This window comes from Zwartia hollandica, from assembly GCF_019923725.1.
In the GTDB taxonomy this organism is placed as follows: Bacteria; Pseudomonadota; Gammaproteobacteria; order Burkholderiales; family Burkholderiaceae_B; genus Zwartia; species Zwartia hollandica.
On the sequence record NZ_JAHXRI010000001.1, the window covers coordinates 350,762 to 365,466 of the forward strand.

The 14,705-nt window shown below is 54.2% G+C and carries 12 protein-coding genes; 6 read left to right on the forward strand and 6 right to left on the reverse strand.

Annotated features, from left to right (window positions below; translation table 11 throughout):
- Positions 1 to 12: 12 nt before the first annotated feature.
- Positions 13 to 1,323, reverse strand: a complete 1,311-nt coding sequence (locus KZZ10_RS01645) for an RsmB/NOP family class I SAM-dependent RNA methyltransferase (protein WP_375372526.1) — start codon at positions 1,321 to 1,323, stop codon at positions 13 to 15.
- Between the two features lie 263 nt (positions 1,324 to 1,586).
- Positions 1,587 to 2,249, reverse strand: coding sequence for a phosphoribosylglycinamide formyltransferase (gene purN / locus KZZ10_RS01650; RefSeq protein WP_259659744.1), 663 nt, complete (start codon positions 2,247 to 2,249; stop codon positions 1,587 to 1,589).
- A 44-nt stretch (positions 2,250 to 2,293) separates the two neighbouring features.
- Here purN and KZZ10_RS01655 point away from each other — a divergent pair, with 44 nt between their 5' ends.
- Genes KZZ10_RS01655 through dut form a run of 6 tightly spaced genes read left to right on the forward strand, consistent with a single transcriptional unit; the run spans position 2,294 to position 8,921 of the window.
- Entirely contained in the window at positions 2,294 to 3,259 is a 966-nt protein-coding gene (locus KZZ10_RS01655) for a bifunctional riboflavin kinase/FAD synthetase (RefSeq protein WP_259659745.1), read from the forward strand.
- The gene (ileS, locus tag KZZ10_RS01660; protein WP_259659828.1) at positions 3,249 to 6,107 is read left to right on the forward strand and encodes an isoleucine--tRNA ligase; all 2,859 of its coding nucleotides are present in this window, start codon (positions 3,249 to 3,251) and stop codon (positions 6,105 to 6,107) included. The genes KZZ10_RS01655 and ileS overlap by 11 nt, the downstream gene beginning before the upstream one ends.
- 5 nt (positions 6,108 to 6,112) lie before the next feature.
- Positions 6,113 to 6,637: a signal peptidase II gene (gene lspA, locus KZZ10_RS01665; RefSeq protein ID WP_259659746.1), complete on the forward strand. Its 525-nt coding sequence runs from the start codon at positions 6,113 to 6,115 to the stop codon at positions 6,635 to 6,637.
- Positions 6,621 to 7,829, forward strand: a complete 1,209-nt coding sequence (coaBC, locus tag KZZ10_RS01670) for a bifunctional phosphopantothenoylcysteine decarboxylase/phosphopantothenate--cysteine ligase CoaBC (RefSeq protein ID WP_259659747.1) — start codon at positions 6,621 to 6,623, stop codon at positions 7,827 to 7,829. Before lspA ends, coaBC begins: the two co-directional genes overlap by 17 nt.
- Complete coding sequence (locus KZZ10_RS01675) at positions 7,817 to 8,464, forward strand: DedA family protein (RefSeq protein ID WP_259659748.1); 648 nt, start codon at positions 7,817 to 7,819, stop codon at positions 8,462 to 8,464. The genes coaBC and KZZ10_RS01675 overlap by 13 nt, the downstream gene beginning before the upstream one ends.
- A 7-nt stretch (positions 8,465 to 8,471) precedes the next feature.
- A complete protein-coding gene (gene dut / locus KZZ10_RS01680; RefSeq protein WP_259659749.1) occupies positions 8,472 to 8,921 on the forward strand; it encodes a dUTP diphosphatase in 450 nt (149 codons plus the stop codon).
- 1 nt (position 8,922) lies between these two features.
- On the opposite strand, the gene KZZ10_RS01685 is transcribed toward dut, so the two are convergent.
- From KZZ10_RS01685 to clpA, 4 genes are read right to left on the reverse strand one after another with little or no spacing between them, the layout of a single operon-like run.
- Positions 8,923 to 9,516 (reverse strand): PqiC family protein, encoded by a 594-nt coding sequence (locus KZZ10_RS01685; protein WP_259659750.1) that lies wholly within the window; start codon positions 9,514 to 9,516, stop codon positions 8,923 to 8,925.
- A complete protein-coding gene (locus tag KZZ10_RS01690) occupies positions 9,513 to 11,162 on the reverse strand; it encodes a PqiB family protein (RefSeq protein WP_259659751.1) in 1,650 nt (549 codons plus the stop codon). The genes KZZ10_RS01685 and KZZ10_RS01690 overlap by 4 nt, the downstream gene beginning before the upstream one ends.
- An 11-nt stretch (positions 11,163 to 11,173) precedes the next feature.
- Positions 11,174 to 12,331 (reverse strand): paraquat-inducible protein A, encoded by a 1,158-nt coding sequence (locus KZZ10_RS01695; RefSeq protein ID WP_259659752.1) that lies wholly within the window; start codon positions 12,329 to 12,331, stop codon positions 11,174 to 11,176.
- Positions 12,331 to 14,649, reverse strand: coding sequence for an ATP-dependent Clp protease ATP-binding subunit ClpA (clpA, locus tag KZZ10_RS01700; RefSeq protein WP_259659753.1), 2,319 nt, complete (start codon positions 14,647 to 14,649; stop codon positions 12,331 to 12,333). Before clpA ends, KZZ10_RS01695 begins: the two co-directional genes overlap by 1 nt.
- Between the last annotated feature and the right edge of the window lie 56 nt (positions 14,650 to 14,705).

A 14,705-nucleotide genomic window follows, 5' to 3' on the forward strand; every position in this document is an offset into this window, starting at 1 on the left:
TTTTGCGCAAAATCAACAATCTAGAGAGTTTTCTGTTTCAGCCTTCTTTTTACTAGGCTCTACACCAACTAAGTCTTTCTTTCTTTCCATCACGGCAGCAAAGAAGCCATCTGTGCCATGTACATCGGGGCGAAGACTCAGATAAGGCCCTTCAATCTGAAGAGGCGTGCGCGCGGCCAACAGAGGCGCGGCATCAACCAGTTCAAAATCAGGATGTGCCGCCAAAAACCGCTCGACCTGCTCCTGATTCTCTTCGGCCAGAATGCTGCACGTGGCATACACAAGACGCCCGCCTGGCGCTACACACCGAGACGCACTGTTTAAAATTCGAGCCTGCAAATCGACGAGCTCAGCCAAACTTTGCGCTGACTGGCGCCATTTCAGATCGGGATTGCGGCGCAACGTACCCACTCCGCTACAAGGTGCATCGACCAATACACGTTGCGCCTTGCCCGTCAACCGACGCACGCGCTGATCGTTTTCGTGATCTATCGCCACAGGCACCACATTCGATAAGCCACTGCGCGCAAAACGCGGCTTAGCTTTTGCTAAACGGGTTGCTGAAACATCAAAGGCATACAGCCGACCAGTCGATCGCATCAAGGCACCAAGCAACAGCGTCTTACCCCCTGCCCCTGCACAAAAGTCGATCACCATCTCGCCACGCTTAGGACCAACCAGTAAGGCAAGCAGTTGGCTGCCCTCGTCCTGCACCTCAATTAAACCGTGCTCAAACTGATGCCACTTATTCATTGCGGGACGACCCGTCAAACGTATCCCCCAAGGAGAGTAAGGCGTCGCAACGGGTGCATGACGGACGGCATTGCCGCGTGTTAGGTCGGCCAGCATCTCATCGCGCTCGGCCTTGAGCGGATTGACCCGAATATCCAGAGGCGCTCCTTGATTCAAGGCCGCAACAAGGTTTTCTAGGTCGGGCAGCTCTTTGATCCGTTCATACAACCAATCAGGCAAACTGCCGCGCACTTGCAGCGGCATGGATAATTCTTCGATCTGTGCAATACGGTCCAACCAAGCGATCTCGCCTGAGTCCAGCACAGCACGCACTTTTTCGGGATCCATGGTGACAATGGCACCCTGGATAGCTAAGCGTCGTACCGCATTCCCAACGCCGCTTTCACCAAGCTGCCGGTAACGACGCAAATGCCGCAGCACGTCATAGACCACCTCAGCGACCTCTGCACGATCGCGGATCCCCAGTTTCGGATGCGCGCGAAACCAGTGAGAGACCACCGAGTCCGCGGCAAAGCGCCAGGTCAACACCTCGTCGAGAACCTGACGAATCTGATCCAAACGCGTCGTCATTACCGGCGCGCGCGGCTTAGGCACATAGGTGGATACAGGTTTCTCTGGCACATCAGTGCCTGCAACGGCGGGACCACCGTAGCTACCGGACCCTGGCCGACGAGTCCCATGGGGCTCGGCCTTCATCAGACGGTCTGTTGCCGAGCCTGGCCTCGCAGAATGGGGTGACGCGCCAAGCGCTGCCTGTCTCGCTAGATCTTTTTTATTTAGACCGGAGGCCTTGGAGGTACGCGCCGTATGACGACTTGGCGGCTTAGGGTTGCTCATAGGGATTCCGATGTAAATAGTCTGTTTTCAACGCCGTCGACCTCAACGCGCTGATCGGCGCATAAATGCACACGCCCCTCTGCAAGCCAGCTGGCAACTGTGGGGTACACCTGATGCTCAACGGCCAATACGCGCGCCGCTAACGACTCCGGCGTGTCGCGCGCGAGAACCGGCACGACTCCCTGCGCAATGATCGGGCCATGATCTAGCACCGGGGTGACGAAGTGTACGGTACAACCATGGGTCTGCACCCCCTTTGCCAACGCTTGCGCGTGGGTATGCAAACCCGGAAAAGCAGGAAGCAGAGAGGGATGGATGTTAATGAGTCGACCCGCATAGCGCGCAACGAACGCGGGGGTCAGCACCCGCATAAAACCCGCGAGCAAGACATAGTCGGGTGCATAGGTGTCGATTTTTTGTGCCAAAACTTCGTCGAAGGCTTCCCGAGTGGCAAAATCGGTATGTGGAACGATTTCTGTGGGAATGTCCTGGGTTGCGGCCCACGTGATCCCGCCCGTTTGAGCGCGGCTTGCCAAGACCGCGACAACCTCTGCAGAACAGCGCCCGGATTGGCAAGCCTGAACGATTGCTTGCATGTTTGAGCCCTGTCCGGAGACCAAAATAACGAAGCGCGCCCGAAAATTAGGGGTATCTGGCATGGAAATCTACTTTGTGTTCGGTATGAAATTGTAAACTGTCACCCGTGAAAACCTCTTTATGTATTTTTCGGCAAGCGCCGGTCCCGCCGCTCACCCAGCCCAGCGCCCTTTCCATTGGCAACTTTGATGGTGTCCACAGAGGCCATCGGGCGATGCTCGACCAAGTGTGCCAGGCTGCACGGGCACACGCGCTCTGCCCCACGGTTCTGACCTTCTCACCGCATCCACGACAGTACTTCGCAGGGGTGAATCATCGGCCAGAGCTCTCGCCACCACAAATTACCGGACTCCGTGACAAAGTCACCGAGTTGGCCGACGCAGGGATACAGCGGATCATGGTCGCGCGTTTTAACCGCGCGCTCGCGGAGATGTCAGCCTCGGAATTTGTCACCCGCTTACTGATCCGAGAACTCAACACCCGATGGCTTTTGGTCGGCGAAGACTTCCGCTTCGGTCGCCAACGCGGTGGAGATATCGACCTGCTACGTGCCCTGGGGCGTCAGCACGGCATGCAGGTCGAGGGACTTGGCGACATCACGGACGACAAGGGATCGCGTATCTCAAGCTCAGCGGTACGGGCCGCGCTCGCAGCCGGTGATTTGCTACAAACCGCGCACTTACTCGGTCGGCCCTACGCCATGACAGGGCATGTCATACACGGCAAAAAACTTGGCCGCACCTTGAATATGCCGACAATGAATATGCGCGTCACACCCCGTTGCGCTGCACGCTCCGGAATCTATGCGGTCCTGGTGCACGGCTTAGGAGCCCGACCACTTCCCGGTGTCGCCAGCTTAGGCGTGCGCCCAACGGTCGAAGACGACGGCCGGATTTTGCTAGAGACCCACCTATTCGATACCAATCTCGACGCTTACGGTAAACTCGTGCGCGTCGAACTCCTGCAGCACTTGCGGGACGAAGAAAAGTTTCCCGATTTGCCCACCCTTACCGCCGCCATGCACGCCGATGCCCAGCATGCGCGAGCCTATCTTGCGCGCCATGGACTATAAAAACACTCTGAATTTACCCGACACTCCATTTCCAATGCGTGGAGATCTGCCTCGTCGCGAACCCCTATGGGTTGCGCAATGGCAAGAAAAAGGTGTGTATCAAGCCATACGCAAAGCCAGCAAGGGACGACCGACCTTCCTGTTGCACGACGGCCCGCCCTATGCCAACGGTGACATCCACATTGGCCATGCGGTCAACAAAATTTTGAAAGACATGATCGTTAAAAGCCGAAACATGGCAGGCTTTGACGCGGCTTACGTACCGGGCTGGGACTGCCACGGTATGCCCATCGAGATTCAGATTGAGAAAAAATACGGTAAGCATTTACCAGTTCCCGAGGTTCAATCTAAGGCACGCGCTTATGCCTTAGAGCAGATCGAGCGTCAAAAGAAGGACTTTGAACGTCTGGGCGTTTTGGGAGACTGGACACGTCCCTACATGACGATGAACTTCAGCAATGAGGCTGATGAGATCCGCGCCCTCGGTCGCATTCTCGAAAAAGGCTATGTCTTTCGAGGACTCAAGCCAGTGAACTGGTGTTTCGACTGCGGCTCAGCACTCGCGGAAGCAGAAGTTGAATATGCAGATCGCAGCGATCCTGCAGTGCACATCGCATTTCCGTTTGTGGACCACGCAGGGCTTGCCAACGCCTTTGGCTTGCCCTCAGTTCAAGCGGGTGCGATTGTCATCTGGACAACAACGCCTTGGACGATACCTTCAAACCAAGCCCTCAATATTCACCCAGAGTTTGACTACGCGCTTGTCCGGGTCAGGCCGGCACCGGCCACTGGCGAACTGCTGTTACTGGCCGCTGACCGTGTCGAGCACTGCCTTAAAGAATGGGGTCTAGAAGGCGAAATCATCGCGCGTTGCAAAGGTACCGCGCTCGACCACATTGCTTTTGAGCACCCCTTGGGTAGCTTTGATGCGAGCTACAAGCGCCTATCACCAATCTATCTCGGTGACTACGTGACCCTTGATACAGGCACGGGTGTCGTGCATTCGGCCCCTGCCTACGGGATTGAAGACTTCCAGTCCTGCAAAGCCAACGGCATGAGAGACGCTGACATCCTGAGCCCAGTCATGGGCGATGGAAAATATATCTCTAGCCTAGCCGGCTTTGGTGGGCTGACGATCTGGGACGCTAATCCTAAAATTGTCGACGCCTTAAAGACCGCGGGCACACTCCTTAAACAAGAGCCGCACAAGCACAGCTATATGCACTGCTGGCGCCACAAGACGCCCATTATCTACCGAGCAACGAGTCAATGGTTTGCAGGCATGGACCTCAAACCCAAGGACGGCGGACACACACTGCGCGAAAGCGCCCTAGCTGCCATCGACGCCACAGCGTTCTATCCGTCCTGGGGACGTGCGCGGCTACACGCGATGATCGCCAACCGACCCGACTGGACGCTCTCGCGCCAACGCCAATGGGGTGTCCCCATGGCATTTTTTATCCACAAGGAAACCGGCGCATTGCATCCTAATACGCCAGCCCTCCTTGAAGAAGTCGCCAAACGCGTCGAGCAGTGCGGTATCGAAGCGTGGCAGACGCTCGAGCCGGCCGAGCTGCTTGGTGAGGCGGATGCCAAACTGTACGAAAAGAATCGCGACACGCTTGATGTCTGGTTTGATTCAGGCACAACACATGCAACAGTGCTTGGTGGACCAAACAATCAGAACAAAGGATCGCATGGCGAATTGACGTGGCCTGCCGACCTCTATCTGGAGGGCTCCGATCAGCATCGCGGTTGGTTCCATTCCTCCCTACTTACCGGTTGCATGCTCTCCGGTCGAGCCCCCTATAACAGCCTGCTGACCCATGGTTTTGTCGTAGATGGACAAGGCCGCAAAATGAGTAAGTCGGTCGGCAACGTGATCGCGCCGCAAAAGGTGTCTGACAGCCTTGGTGCGGAGATATTGCGTCTTTGGGTTGCCAGCACAGACTACTCTGGCGAACTATCTATTTCTGATGAAATCCTCAAGCGTGTTGTTGAGGGCTACCGCCGAATTCGCAACACCCTACGCTTCTTATTGGCAAACCTCGCAGACTTCGACGCCGCAAAAGATGCAGTCACTGTGGACGCAATGCTCGAGATCGATCGCTACGCAGTGGCAATGACTGCAACCATGCAGTCCGAAGTGCTTGCCGCTTTCGACCGTTACGAATTCCAACCGGCAATGTCGAGACTCCAACACTTCTGCTCGGAAGACCTCGGTGCCTTTTATCTAGACGTACTCAAAGACCGTCTTTACACATCGGCACCGCGCAGCATCGCGCGCCGCTCGGCGCAAACAGCACTCATGCACATTACGCAAAGTTTGTTAAAACTGATGGCACCGGTGCTTTCGTTTACCGCCGAAGAAGCCTGGGGCGTCCTAACCAACTCGACTCTCAAGTCGGTGCAAGGCATCGGAACAGAGACAATTTTCACAGAGTGTTATTACACCCTTCCCGCAATCACCGACAGTGAGACGCTGGGAACACGCTGGTCGCGCCTGCGTGAAATCCGTGGACTCGTCATGCGCAAACTCGAAGATTTGCGCACCACAGGGAACATCGGGTCTTCGTTGCAAGGCGAAGTGGACCTCACAGCAAGTGGTGCCGATTTAATGCTGTTGCAAAGCGTGGCGGATCAACTGTCTTACATCTTCATCGTGTCTCGTGTTGGTGTTCATGCCGGTGAGCAATCAGAGTTGTCAATTTCCATTGCCGCCTCAACGCATAAAAAATGCGAACGCTGTTGGCACTGGCGCGACGACATCGGTCACGATGCAGAGCACCCTCATATTTGTGGGCGTTGCGTCTCGAGCCTGCAGGAAGCAGCTCAGGATAACCACTAAACAAAATGAAAGCGCCCTTGCCCCAGAGTGCGTCAACTCACGCCACACCCAACTTGTGGCGCTGGTTACTCATGGCGGGCGTGTTGATCATCTTAGATCAAGTCACCAAACTGTATTTTGACGGTGCGTTGCGCTACGGTCAGCGCATTACCGTCCTACCATTTTTTGACTTCACTCTTCTCTACAACCCGGGTGCTGCGTTCAGCTTTCTTGCCCAAGAGGATGGCTGGCAACGATGGTTCTTCACGATTTTAGGGTTGCTTGCCTCGGTTTTTATTGTGACGATGATGCACAAGAGCCGCTCAAACAAGCGACTGATGCTGGCGTTAACACTAATCTTGGGTGGAGCCTTAGGCAATGTGATCGACCGGATCGCCTATGGACATGTCGTAGATTTTTTGCTGTTTTATTGGAAAGACTGGTACTACCCAGCCTTTAATATCGCCGACACAGGCATTACGCTCGGTGCTATTCTTTTGATTCTGGACGAACTATTGCGCCTTCGGGGTCAGCATGCAAGATCTACATAATAAGCGCATCGTATTAGGATTAAGTGGCGGTATCGCTTGCTACAAGTCGGCTGAGCTCACACGCCGCCTAGTAGAGCGAGGAGCCCATGTGGATGTTGTCATGACCGAGGCAGCCACACGCTTTATCACGCCCGTCACAATGCAGGCAGTTAGCGGCCACCCGGTCTTTACAGACCAATGGGATGCACGCATCTCGAACAATATGCCGCATATCGATCTTAGCCGCGGGGCTGACGCCATTTTGATTGCACCTGCTTCAGCAGACTTCATGGCAAAACTCGTGCACGGACGAGCCGACGACCTTCTTTCACTCCTTTGCTTGGCCCGTGCCTGTCCCCTACTCGTTGCCCCGGCAATGAATCGTGAAATGTGGCTAGCAGCTCCCACCCAACGTAATGTGGCTCAACTGCGAGCCGATGGCGTGAGCATTCTCGGTCCTGGAAACGGTCAGCAAGCCTGTGGCGAAACCGGCGACGGACGTATGCTCGAACCATTGCAATTAGTCGCGGAACTCACTGCATTTTTTCAACCCAAGCGACTAAAAGGCAAGCGTGTGTTGATCACTGCAGGACCAACCACTGAAGCAATCGATCCCGTTCGAGTGATCACCAATCGCTCCTCGGGTAAGACCGGGTATGCCCTGGCAAGTGCTGCTTGGGAAGCAGGTGCAGACGTGACCCTAATTTCCGGACCCACTGCGTTAGAGACACCTTATGGTGTTGTGCGTACCGTCGTGGAATCAGCACAGCAAATGCATGATGCGGTGATGAGTCAGATTGCGCATCAAGATTTGTTTATTTCCGTTGCAGCCGTGGCCGACTGGCGCGTCGCAAATGTCTCTGGTGAAAAGCTAAAGAAAGATGGCTCAGGTGCGCCAAAGATCGAATTTGCGCCCAACCCAGACATTCTCGCAACCGTTGCTGCGATACCCAATGGGCCTTGGTGCGTTGGTTTTGCGGCCGAAACTGAGAATCTTGCACAATACGCCGAAGAAAAACGTAAACGCAAAGGCATCTCGATGCTTATCGGCAACCTCGCGCAGCATGTCATGGATGCGGATCACACAACGGTCTCGATCTTTGATGACGCAGGCGAACATCGCTTACCCAAGAGTTCTAAGCAAGCTGTCGCGCGTCAGTTGATCGAGGCCATTGCCCAGCGCCTGCCACAAGTACCTCCATGCAAGGCTTGATCGACCACAGTCTGCAGTTCATCGAACAGCACCAAGCGTGGGCTGGACTTGTCGTCTTTCTCATGGCTCTTGGTGAATCTCTTTTTATCATTGGCATTTTATTGCCCGCTACATTTTTGTTATTTGTAATCGGTGGCCTAGTCGGCAACGGCACACTCCCTTGGTTACCTATTGTCACCTGGGGCTTTGTTGGTGCCGTTTTAGGCGATGCAATCTCGTACTGGCTCGGCTGTTGGGTTGGACCAAAAGTATTGCGATGGCGCTATCTCAAAAGCCATCGCAAGCATGTAGCGCGCGCACGTTTGTTTTTCTACCGCTATGGCTTCCTGGCTGTGCTCATTGGACGTTTTCTAGGCCCCGTTCGCAGCGTCATCCCAACGGTCGCCGGTGCGATGGGTATGCCTCAAGCGCGCTTTCAGCTCGCAAACATACTCTCTGCGGCGGCTTGGATGCCCGCTCTGCTCGCACCTGGCTACCTTGCGGCAATTAGCGTCGATGCAGCAAAACACGCTCAGCACTCAACCCTGTACTCTGCAATTGCCCTATGCGTCATTGCCGTCGTTGTTTGGGCAACCGTCAAACAAAAACGCGCAGTACAAGCTCGCCGAAAAATTTCCCATCGCCCCATGCGCTAGGCCAACTATGAAACCAATCGATGTAAAGATTCTCGATCCGCGCATGCGCGATCAACTCCCTAGCTACGCCACACCAGGCTCTGCCGGGCTAGATCTGCGAGCCTGTCTGGAACAGCCCCTGATCATTGAACCAGGCGCCACCCATCTAATTCCAACGGGGCTTGCGATTCATGTCGCAGACCCTAGCTACGCGGCTGTCATTCTTCCTCGTTCCGGCCTTGGACACAAACATGGCGTCGTCTTAGGCAATCTCGTTGGCCTCATCGACTCGGATTATCAAGGCCCCCTGATGGTCTCTGCTTGGAACCGAAGCGCCGTTGCCTATACGCTCCAGCCGATGGAGCGCCTAGCGCAGCTCGTAGTGCTACCCATTGCGCAAGTTCAGTTCAATATTGTCGACGAGTTTGAGCAATCAAACCGCGGTGCCGGCGGATTTGGTAGCACCGGAAAAGCCTAATCTACTGACACGCGACGCCCGAGGGGGCAGAGCGGCGCATCAGCGTCTGTGCAATTTGCTGGGATAACGCCTGAACGTTGCGTTGCTGACCAAGCACAAGAGCCGACACGCCGATATCCACTGACTGCGTCAAACGGCTGAAGCAGGTCAACGCAAGCTTTGCGCCGGGAAACTGCACACGCCAGGCGGCACTGAGCGCGACGTATTGCCCAGGCACCATATCGAAGCGCTGCACGTCGACAAAAACCTGGGTCACTTTGCTGTCGCGCGCGCCAAACGCGAGGTTTTGTACCGGGGGAGTACCTAGCCGCGCTTCGAGCCCTTGAGAGAGAGCCGTCTGTAACTGTGCACCGAGCGGAGCAGTCCAGCGATCATCGTTCAATAGCAACATGAGGCCTTCTTTCTGTTGTGCAACGATTGCATCGCGGTCAACTTGAGCGGGAACTGTCACAGCATTCAACGCATAAGGCGCCACACCAGAAGCATCAGCGACAGCCTGTGCAGGCTGGGGACTGCTTAAGGTGTAATACTGGGGTGGTGCGCTCGCACAACCACCCAACACAACGCAACTTGCCGCAATCCAACCTCGCATCATTTTCCTGGTGCTCCTAGAGTTTCCCTCGAGTATGGCTGAGTGCTACGCCCTCGAATTAACGAATCTGGATTCGCGCTCAGAGACTCGGTCAGGTTGGTCAAGGACTTCAAGCTGCGCCTTAAGTCCTCGAGCATCGCTTCCGTATTGGCCACGACGGGGCTACCCGGCGCAATCAAACTGTTTAGACTCTTAGTGGCTCGCTCAATCTCAGCTAACGTACTTGACAGCTTAGGCGTCACGCTTTTATCCAAATTAGCGCTTAACACCCGAATTTGCTTGATCATCGCATCGAGCTCTTGGCCGATAGTTTCGAAAGGAATCTTGTCGAGCTTACTCACGATACTCGTGACTTGTTGTTGGAGCTTATCTAGATCATCTGAGGCAAAGGTTGGTATTTTGAAGGGAATCTCTGCAACAGGAGCTTCGCCGACGGGCGCTTCCGGGAATGTGGCCAACGCAACGTACAGCTGCCCAGTCAAGATATTGGAGGTCCTTAATTGCGCACGCAAGCCACGCTTAACCAACACGCTCAAAGACTCCGCCAGATCTTGGGGCGTGTTTTCTTTCAAAGTCGTTTCGCTATAGATCTTTCCCAGACGTTCTGGGTATAGCGTCGCTTCCACGGAAGTAAAAAACCGTCGAGTCGTGAGATCTAAATCTAAGTCGACTGAATTAATTATTCCAATGTGCACCCCATGAAAATCAACGGGAGCACCCACTTTCAAACCACGCGCTGGCTGATGAAATTTCATAACGATTGGAACAGCTACCCCTTCAGGAACAAGCTCTGCCATGCGTTTTGAATCGTAGAGTTTGAAGATGTGGGGGTCACCCACTAAGGGACGAGATTTTCCAAAAGACGAAAATGACAAGCCACCAGCAATCAATGAAACTAATGATTGCGTATTTAGCTGCATTCCATCTGCAGAGATCGTGACATCAAAGCCACTTTCATCCCAAAATCGCGTACTGCCATCCACATAAGCATCAAACGGTGCATCAATAAAAATATCCAGATCCACACTTTTACCGGCCTCGGCGACCCGATAGCCCGTCACGAGTCCAACCGGAATCCGACGATAGAACACCGGAGACCCTGCTGCTAAAGATCCTAGGTTCGGTGAACGTAAAACAAATCGTTTACCCGGCCGATCACTCGCAATCGGCGGGGGCTGTTCAAGGCCAACAAAACTCTTCTTACTTGCTTGACTAGCCGACGATTTTCCCGTGTCGGACTCGATATAGGATCCCGAGATCAGTGTCGACAATCCCGACACCCCCCCCAATCCGATGCGGGGCTTAACCACCCAAAACGTCGTGTCCTCACGTGCAAAGCCAGAGGCATCGTTCGTTAACTCGGCCGAGACCAGTACCTTGTCGCGATCAGGACTCAGTCGAATTTCCTTAACCGTACCAATCACAACACTGCGATAACGTATTTGAGTTTTACCAACCTCAAGACCATCTGCGCTTTGAAAACTAATCGTAATGCGCGGACCTTGCTTAGAAACTGTGCTCCAGATAATGGAAGCGCCCACGACCGCAGCGACGATAGGAATAAGCCAAACCCAGGCCAAATTGCGCTTGGGCCGATGACCCACCCTCGGCAATGGCTTTGATGACACAGAATTCGACTGCTCCGGCATGCCGGACTCCTTCAGGGTTGAACAGATAAATGCTTACGATAGCCAGCCCGTCTCCAGGCCAACCGAGGGTCAAAACTCATGGCCGCAAGCATCGTCAAAACGACCACCGCACCGAAGGCAACCGCTCCGGCGCCAGGCTGAATACTCAATAACGCACCAAAACGACCGAGCGCGGACAGAAGAATAACAACAAATACATCCAACATGGACCACTGACCAATAAATTCAACCATCCCATACAAGTGCGTACGACGGCGCAAGGCCTGACCATTTTTTTGTTGGGCCAGCCAGACCAAAGTAGCCAGACATATCAACTTGAACGAAGGCACCACAACGCTAGCAATAAAAACGACCAACGCAATGTCCCACGAACCCATCCCCACCAGCTCAATGACGCCACCCATAATCGTGTGCGCAGACGACCCTGTTATTGCGTCAATGCTCATGATGGGCAAGAGGTTGGCTGGGATATACAAAATTAAAGCCGCGAGCAACAAGGCCCAGATCCTCGTAAATTGCGCCGGAGATGGCGGGCCCTGTTCGTGGACTGGCCCGACAGGCAATGCTGCATCAAACGCTATTGTGCGCAATCTAAAAGCAGACAGGCGAGATAGTGAAGTAATCAACACAGCCGAAACCGCTGTCGCAAACAAACCCACTCCAGGTACAAGCGTAGCTAGTCCCGCTAACTTCACGACTGAAACCAGCACGCCCATCAAAAAAACCGGGACCATGCACCAAGGCTTGATACGCTCTAGCCAATCGAGCAAACGATCAAATTGCGGAGGGAGACGCCCGCTCACTAACCAGCACAGGACCCACGCAAGCAAACCGAGATGGAGCGCCGGGAGTACAAACCCCGCCGCCAGGGTGAGTAGCGCGACCTCTGGATAGCCGGTCTGCCAGGTAATGACGACTGCATCAAAAAAAGACGCTGGCTGCGCAGCGCCCTGCACAACCAAAGTCGCCACTGGGTAAGCATTGGCCAGAGCCAAGGTCAGAATCGCTGCACAAACCACAGCTAGCCAAGCGCTAGGCGTAAATGTTGCGTAGGTCTCCAACACACTATCGCAGCGCACACATTGCGCCCACTGACCCGGCACAAGCTGAACACGCTGAAACGACGCGCCGCAATGATGACAGGTTAAGACAAGCGGCGTGCCTGACATCAATGCACGAGTTCAGCTTCCTGATCAGACCCCTTGGGCGCATCAGGCGACTTTGGAAGCTTGGCATCAAAATTTAGAACCACCTTACCCTCCGCATCAATATCCACCAACACAGAGCCGCCATCGACAAGCTTACCAAAGAGCAACTCGTCAGCGAGTGCTCGGCGCAAAGTATCTTGAATCAGACGCTGCATCGGCCGAGCGCCCATCAAGGGATCGAATCCGTGCTTTCCTAAATGTGCGCGCAGTGCATCAGTGAAGGACGCCTCGACACGTTTGTCGTGCAGTTGGTCCTCGAGTTGCATCAAGAACTTATCCACCACGCGCAAAATCACATCCTGATTTAGCGCCGCAAAGGGCACGATCGCGTCCAAACGATTGCGGAATTCTGGAGAAAACAGCCGTTTGATATCGGCCATTTCATCACCGCTCTCGCGCGTGTTCGAGAAACCGATGTTGGGCTTATTCAGTGCCTCAGCGCCCGCATTGGTGGTCATGACCAAAATAACATTCCGGAAATCAGATTTCCGTCCATTGTTATCGGTCAAGGTGCCGTGGTCCATCACCTGAAGAAGTATATTAAATACATCCGGATGTGCTTTTTCAATCTCATCCAGTAGCAGTACGCAATGAGGCTGCTTAGTCACAGCCTCCGTCAACAAGCCACCTTGATCAAAACCAACATAACCGGGAGGCGCGCCAATCAGTCGCGAGACCGTATGGCGCTCCATGTACTCGGACATATCGAAGCGCAACAGCTCCACGCCCAGCGTAAACGCTAGCTGGCGAGCAACCTCAGTCTTACCGACCCCGGTTGGGCCAGAGAACAAAAATGCGCCGATCGGTTTTTCCGGACGGCCAAGCCCGGAGCGTGCCATTTTGATGGCGGCGGCAAGCGCTTCAATCGCATTGTCTTGACCATACACAACAGTTTTAAGGTCACGCTCAAGCGTCGCAAGCTTACTGCGATCATCACTCGATACCGTCTGCGGTGGGATACGAGCGATTTTGGAAACAATCGATTCGATCTCAGTCTTACCAATGACTTTCTTTTGCTTGGAGCGCGGGAGCAATCGCTGTGCAGCACCCGCTTCGTCGATTACGTCAATCGCCTTATCTGGGAGGTGACGATCATTAATATGCCTTGCTGAGAGTTCAGCCGCAGCCGTCAACGCTGCACTCGAATACTTCACGCCGTGATGCTCTTCGAACCGCCCCTTGAGCCCGCGCAAAATCTGAATCGTTTGTGCAACCGAAGGCTCGACGACGTCAACCTTTTGGAAGCGACGCGACAGCGCTGCGTCCTTTTCGAACACGCCCCGAAACTCGGTATACGTCGTAGCACCGATGCAACGCAACTGACCAGAGGACAACGCTGGCTTGAGCAAGTTAGAGGCATCAAGCGTACCTCCCGATGCAGACCCCGCTCCAATCAAGGTGTGAATTTCATCGATGAACAAAATCGCCTGCGGATTGTTCCGCAATTGTTTGAGCACGCCTTTGAGTCGTTGCTCGAAGTCTCCGCGATACTTGGTGCCTGCAAGCAGTGCGCCCATATCCAACGAATACACCTGCGCGTCTTGCAACACCTCGGGCACTTCGCCCTGTGTAATACGGTACGCCAAGCCTTCGGCAATCGCGGTCTTACCGACGCCTGCTTCACCGACTAACAGAGGATTATTTTTACGGCGACGGCAGAGCGTTTGAATGACACGCTCTACTTCGTACTCACGACCAATCAAAGGATCAATGCGTCCCGCCGTCGCAGCAGCATTCAAATCTTGCGTGTACAAATCTAAAGGGGACTGCTTAGGCTCGCCTTGCTGCTCTTCGGCACCACCTTGCTGCTCCTTGTTTGTCGCAGGCGCATCGCTCGACGCTTGTTTACTGATGCCATGCGACAAAAAGTTCACAACATCTAAACGCGATATCCCCTGCTGCTGCAGGTAGTAGACTGCATGCGATTCTTTTTCTCCAAAAATCGCAACCAAGACGTTAGCGCCTGTCACAGGCTTTTTTGATGCACCACCCGCAGACACGTGCATGATCGCACGCTGAATCACACGCTGAAACCCGAGTGTGGGCTGCGTATCAACCTCAGCACCGGCCGGAATAACGGGCGTGTTGTCCGTGATGAACTTCCGTAGATTCGTACGAAGCTCATCCATGTTGGCCGCACAAGCGCGCAAGACTTCAATCGCAGCTGCGTTATCAAGAAGCGACAGCAACAAATGCTCGACGGTGATGAATTCATGGCGCGCGGAGCGCGCTTCCACGAATGCCATATGCAGACTTACTTCAAGCTCTTGGGAAATCACATTTCCTCCGACATTCTTTCAATTGGTTACACCGTTAATCTGCATTCTATGCTTTT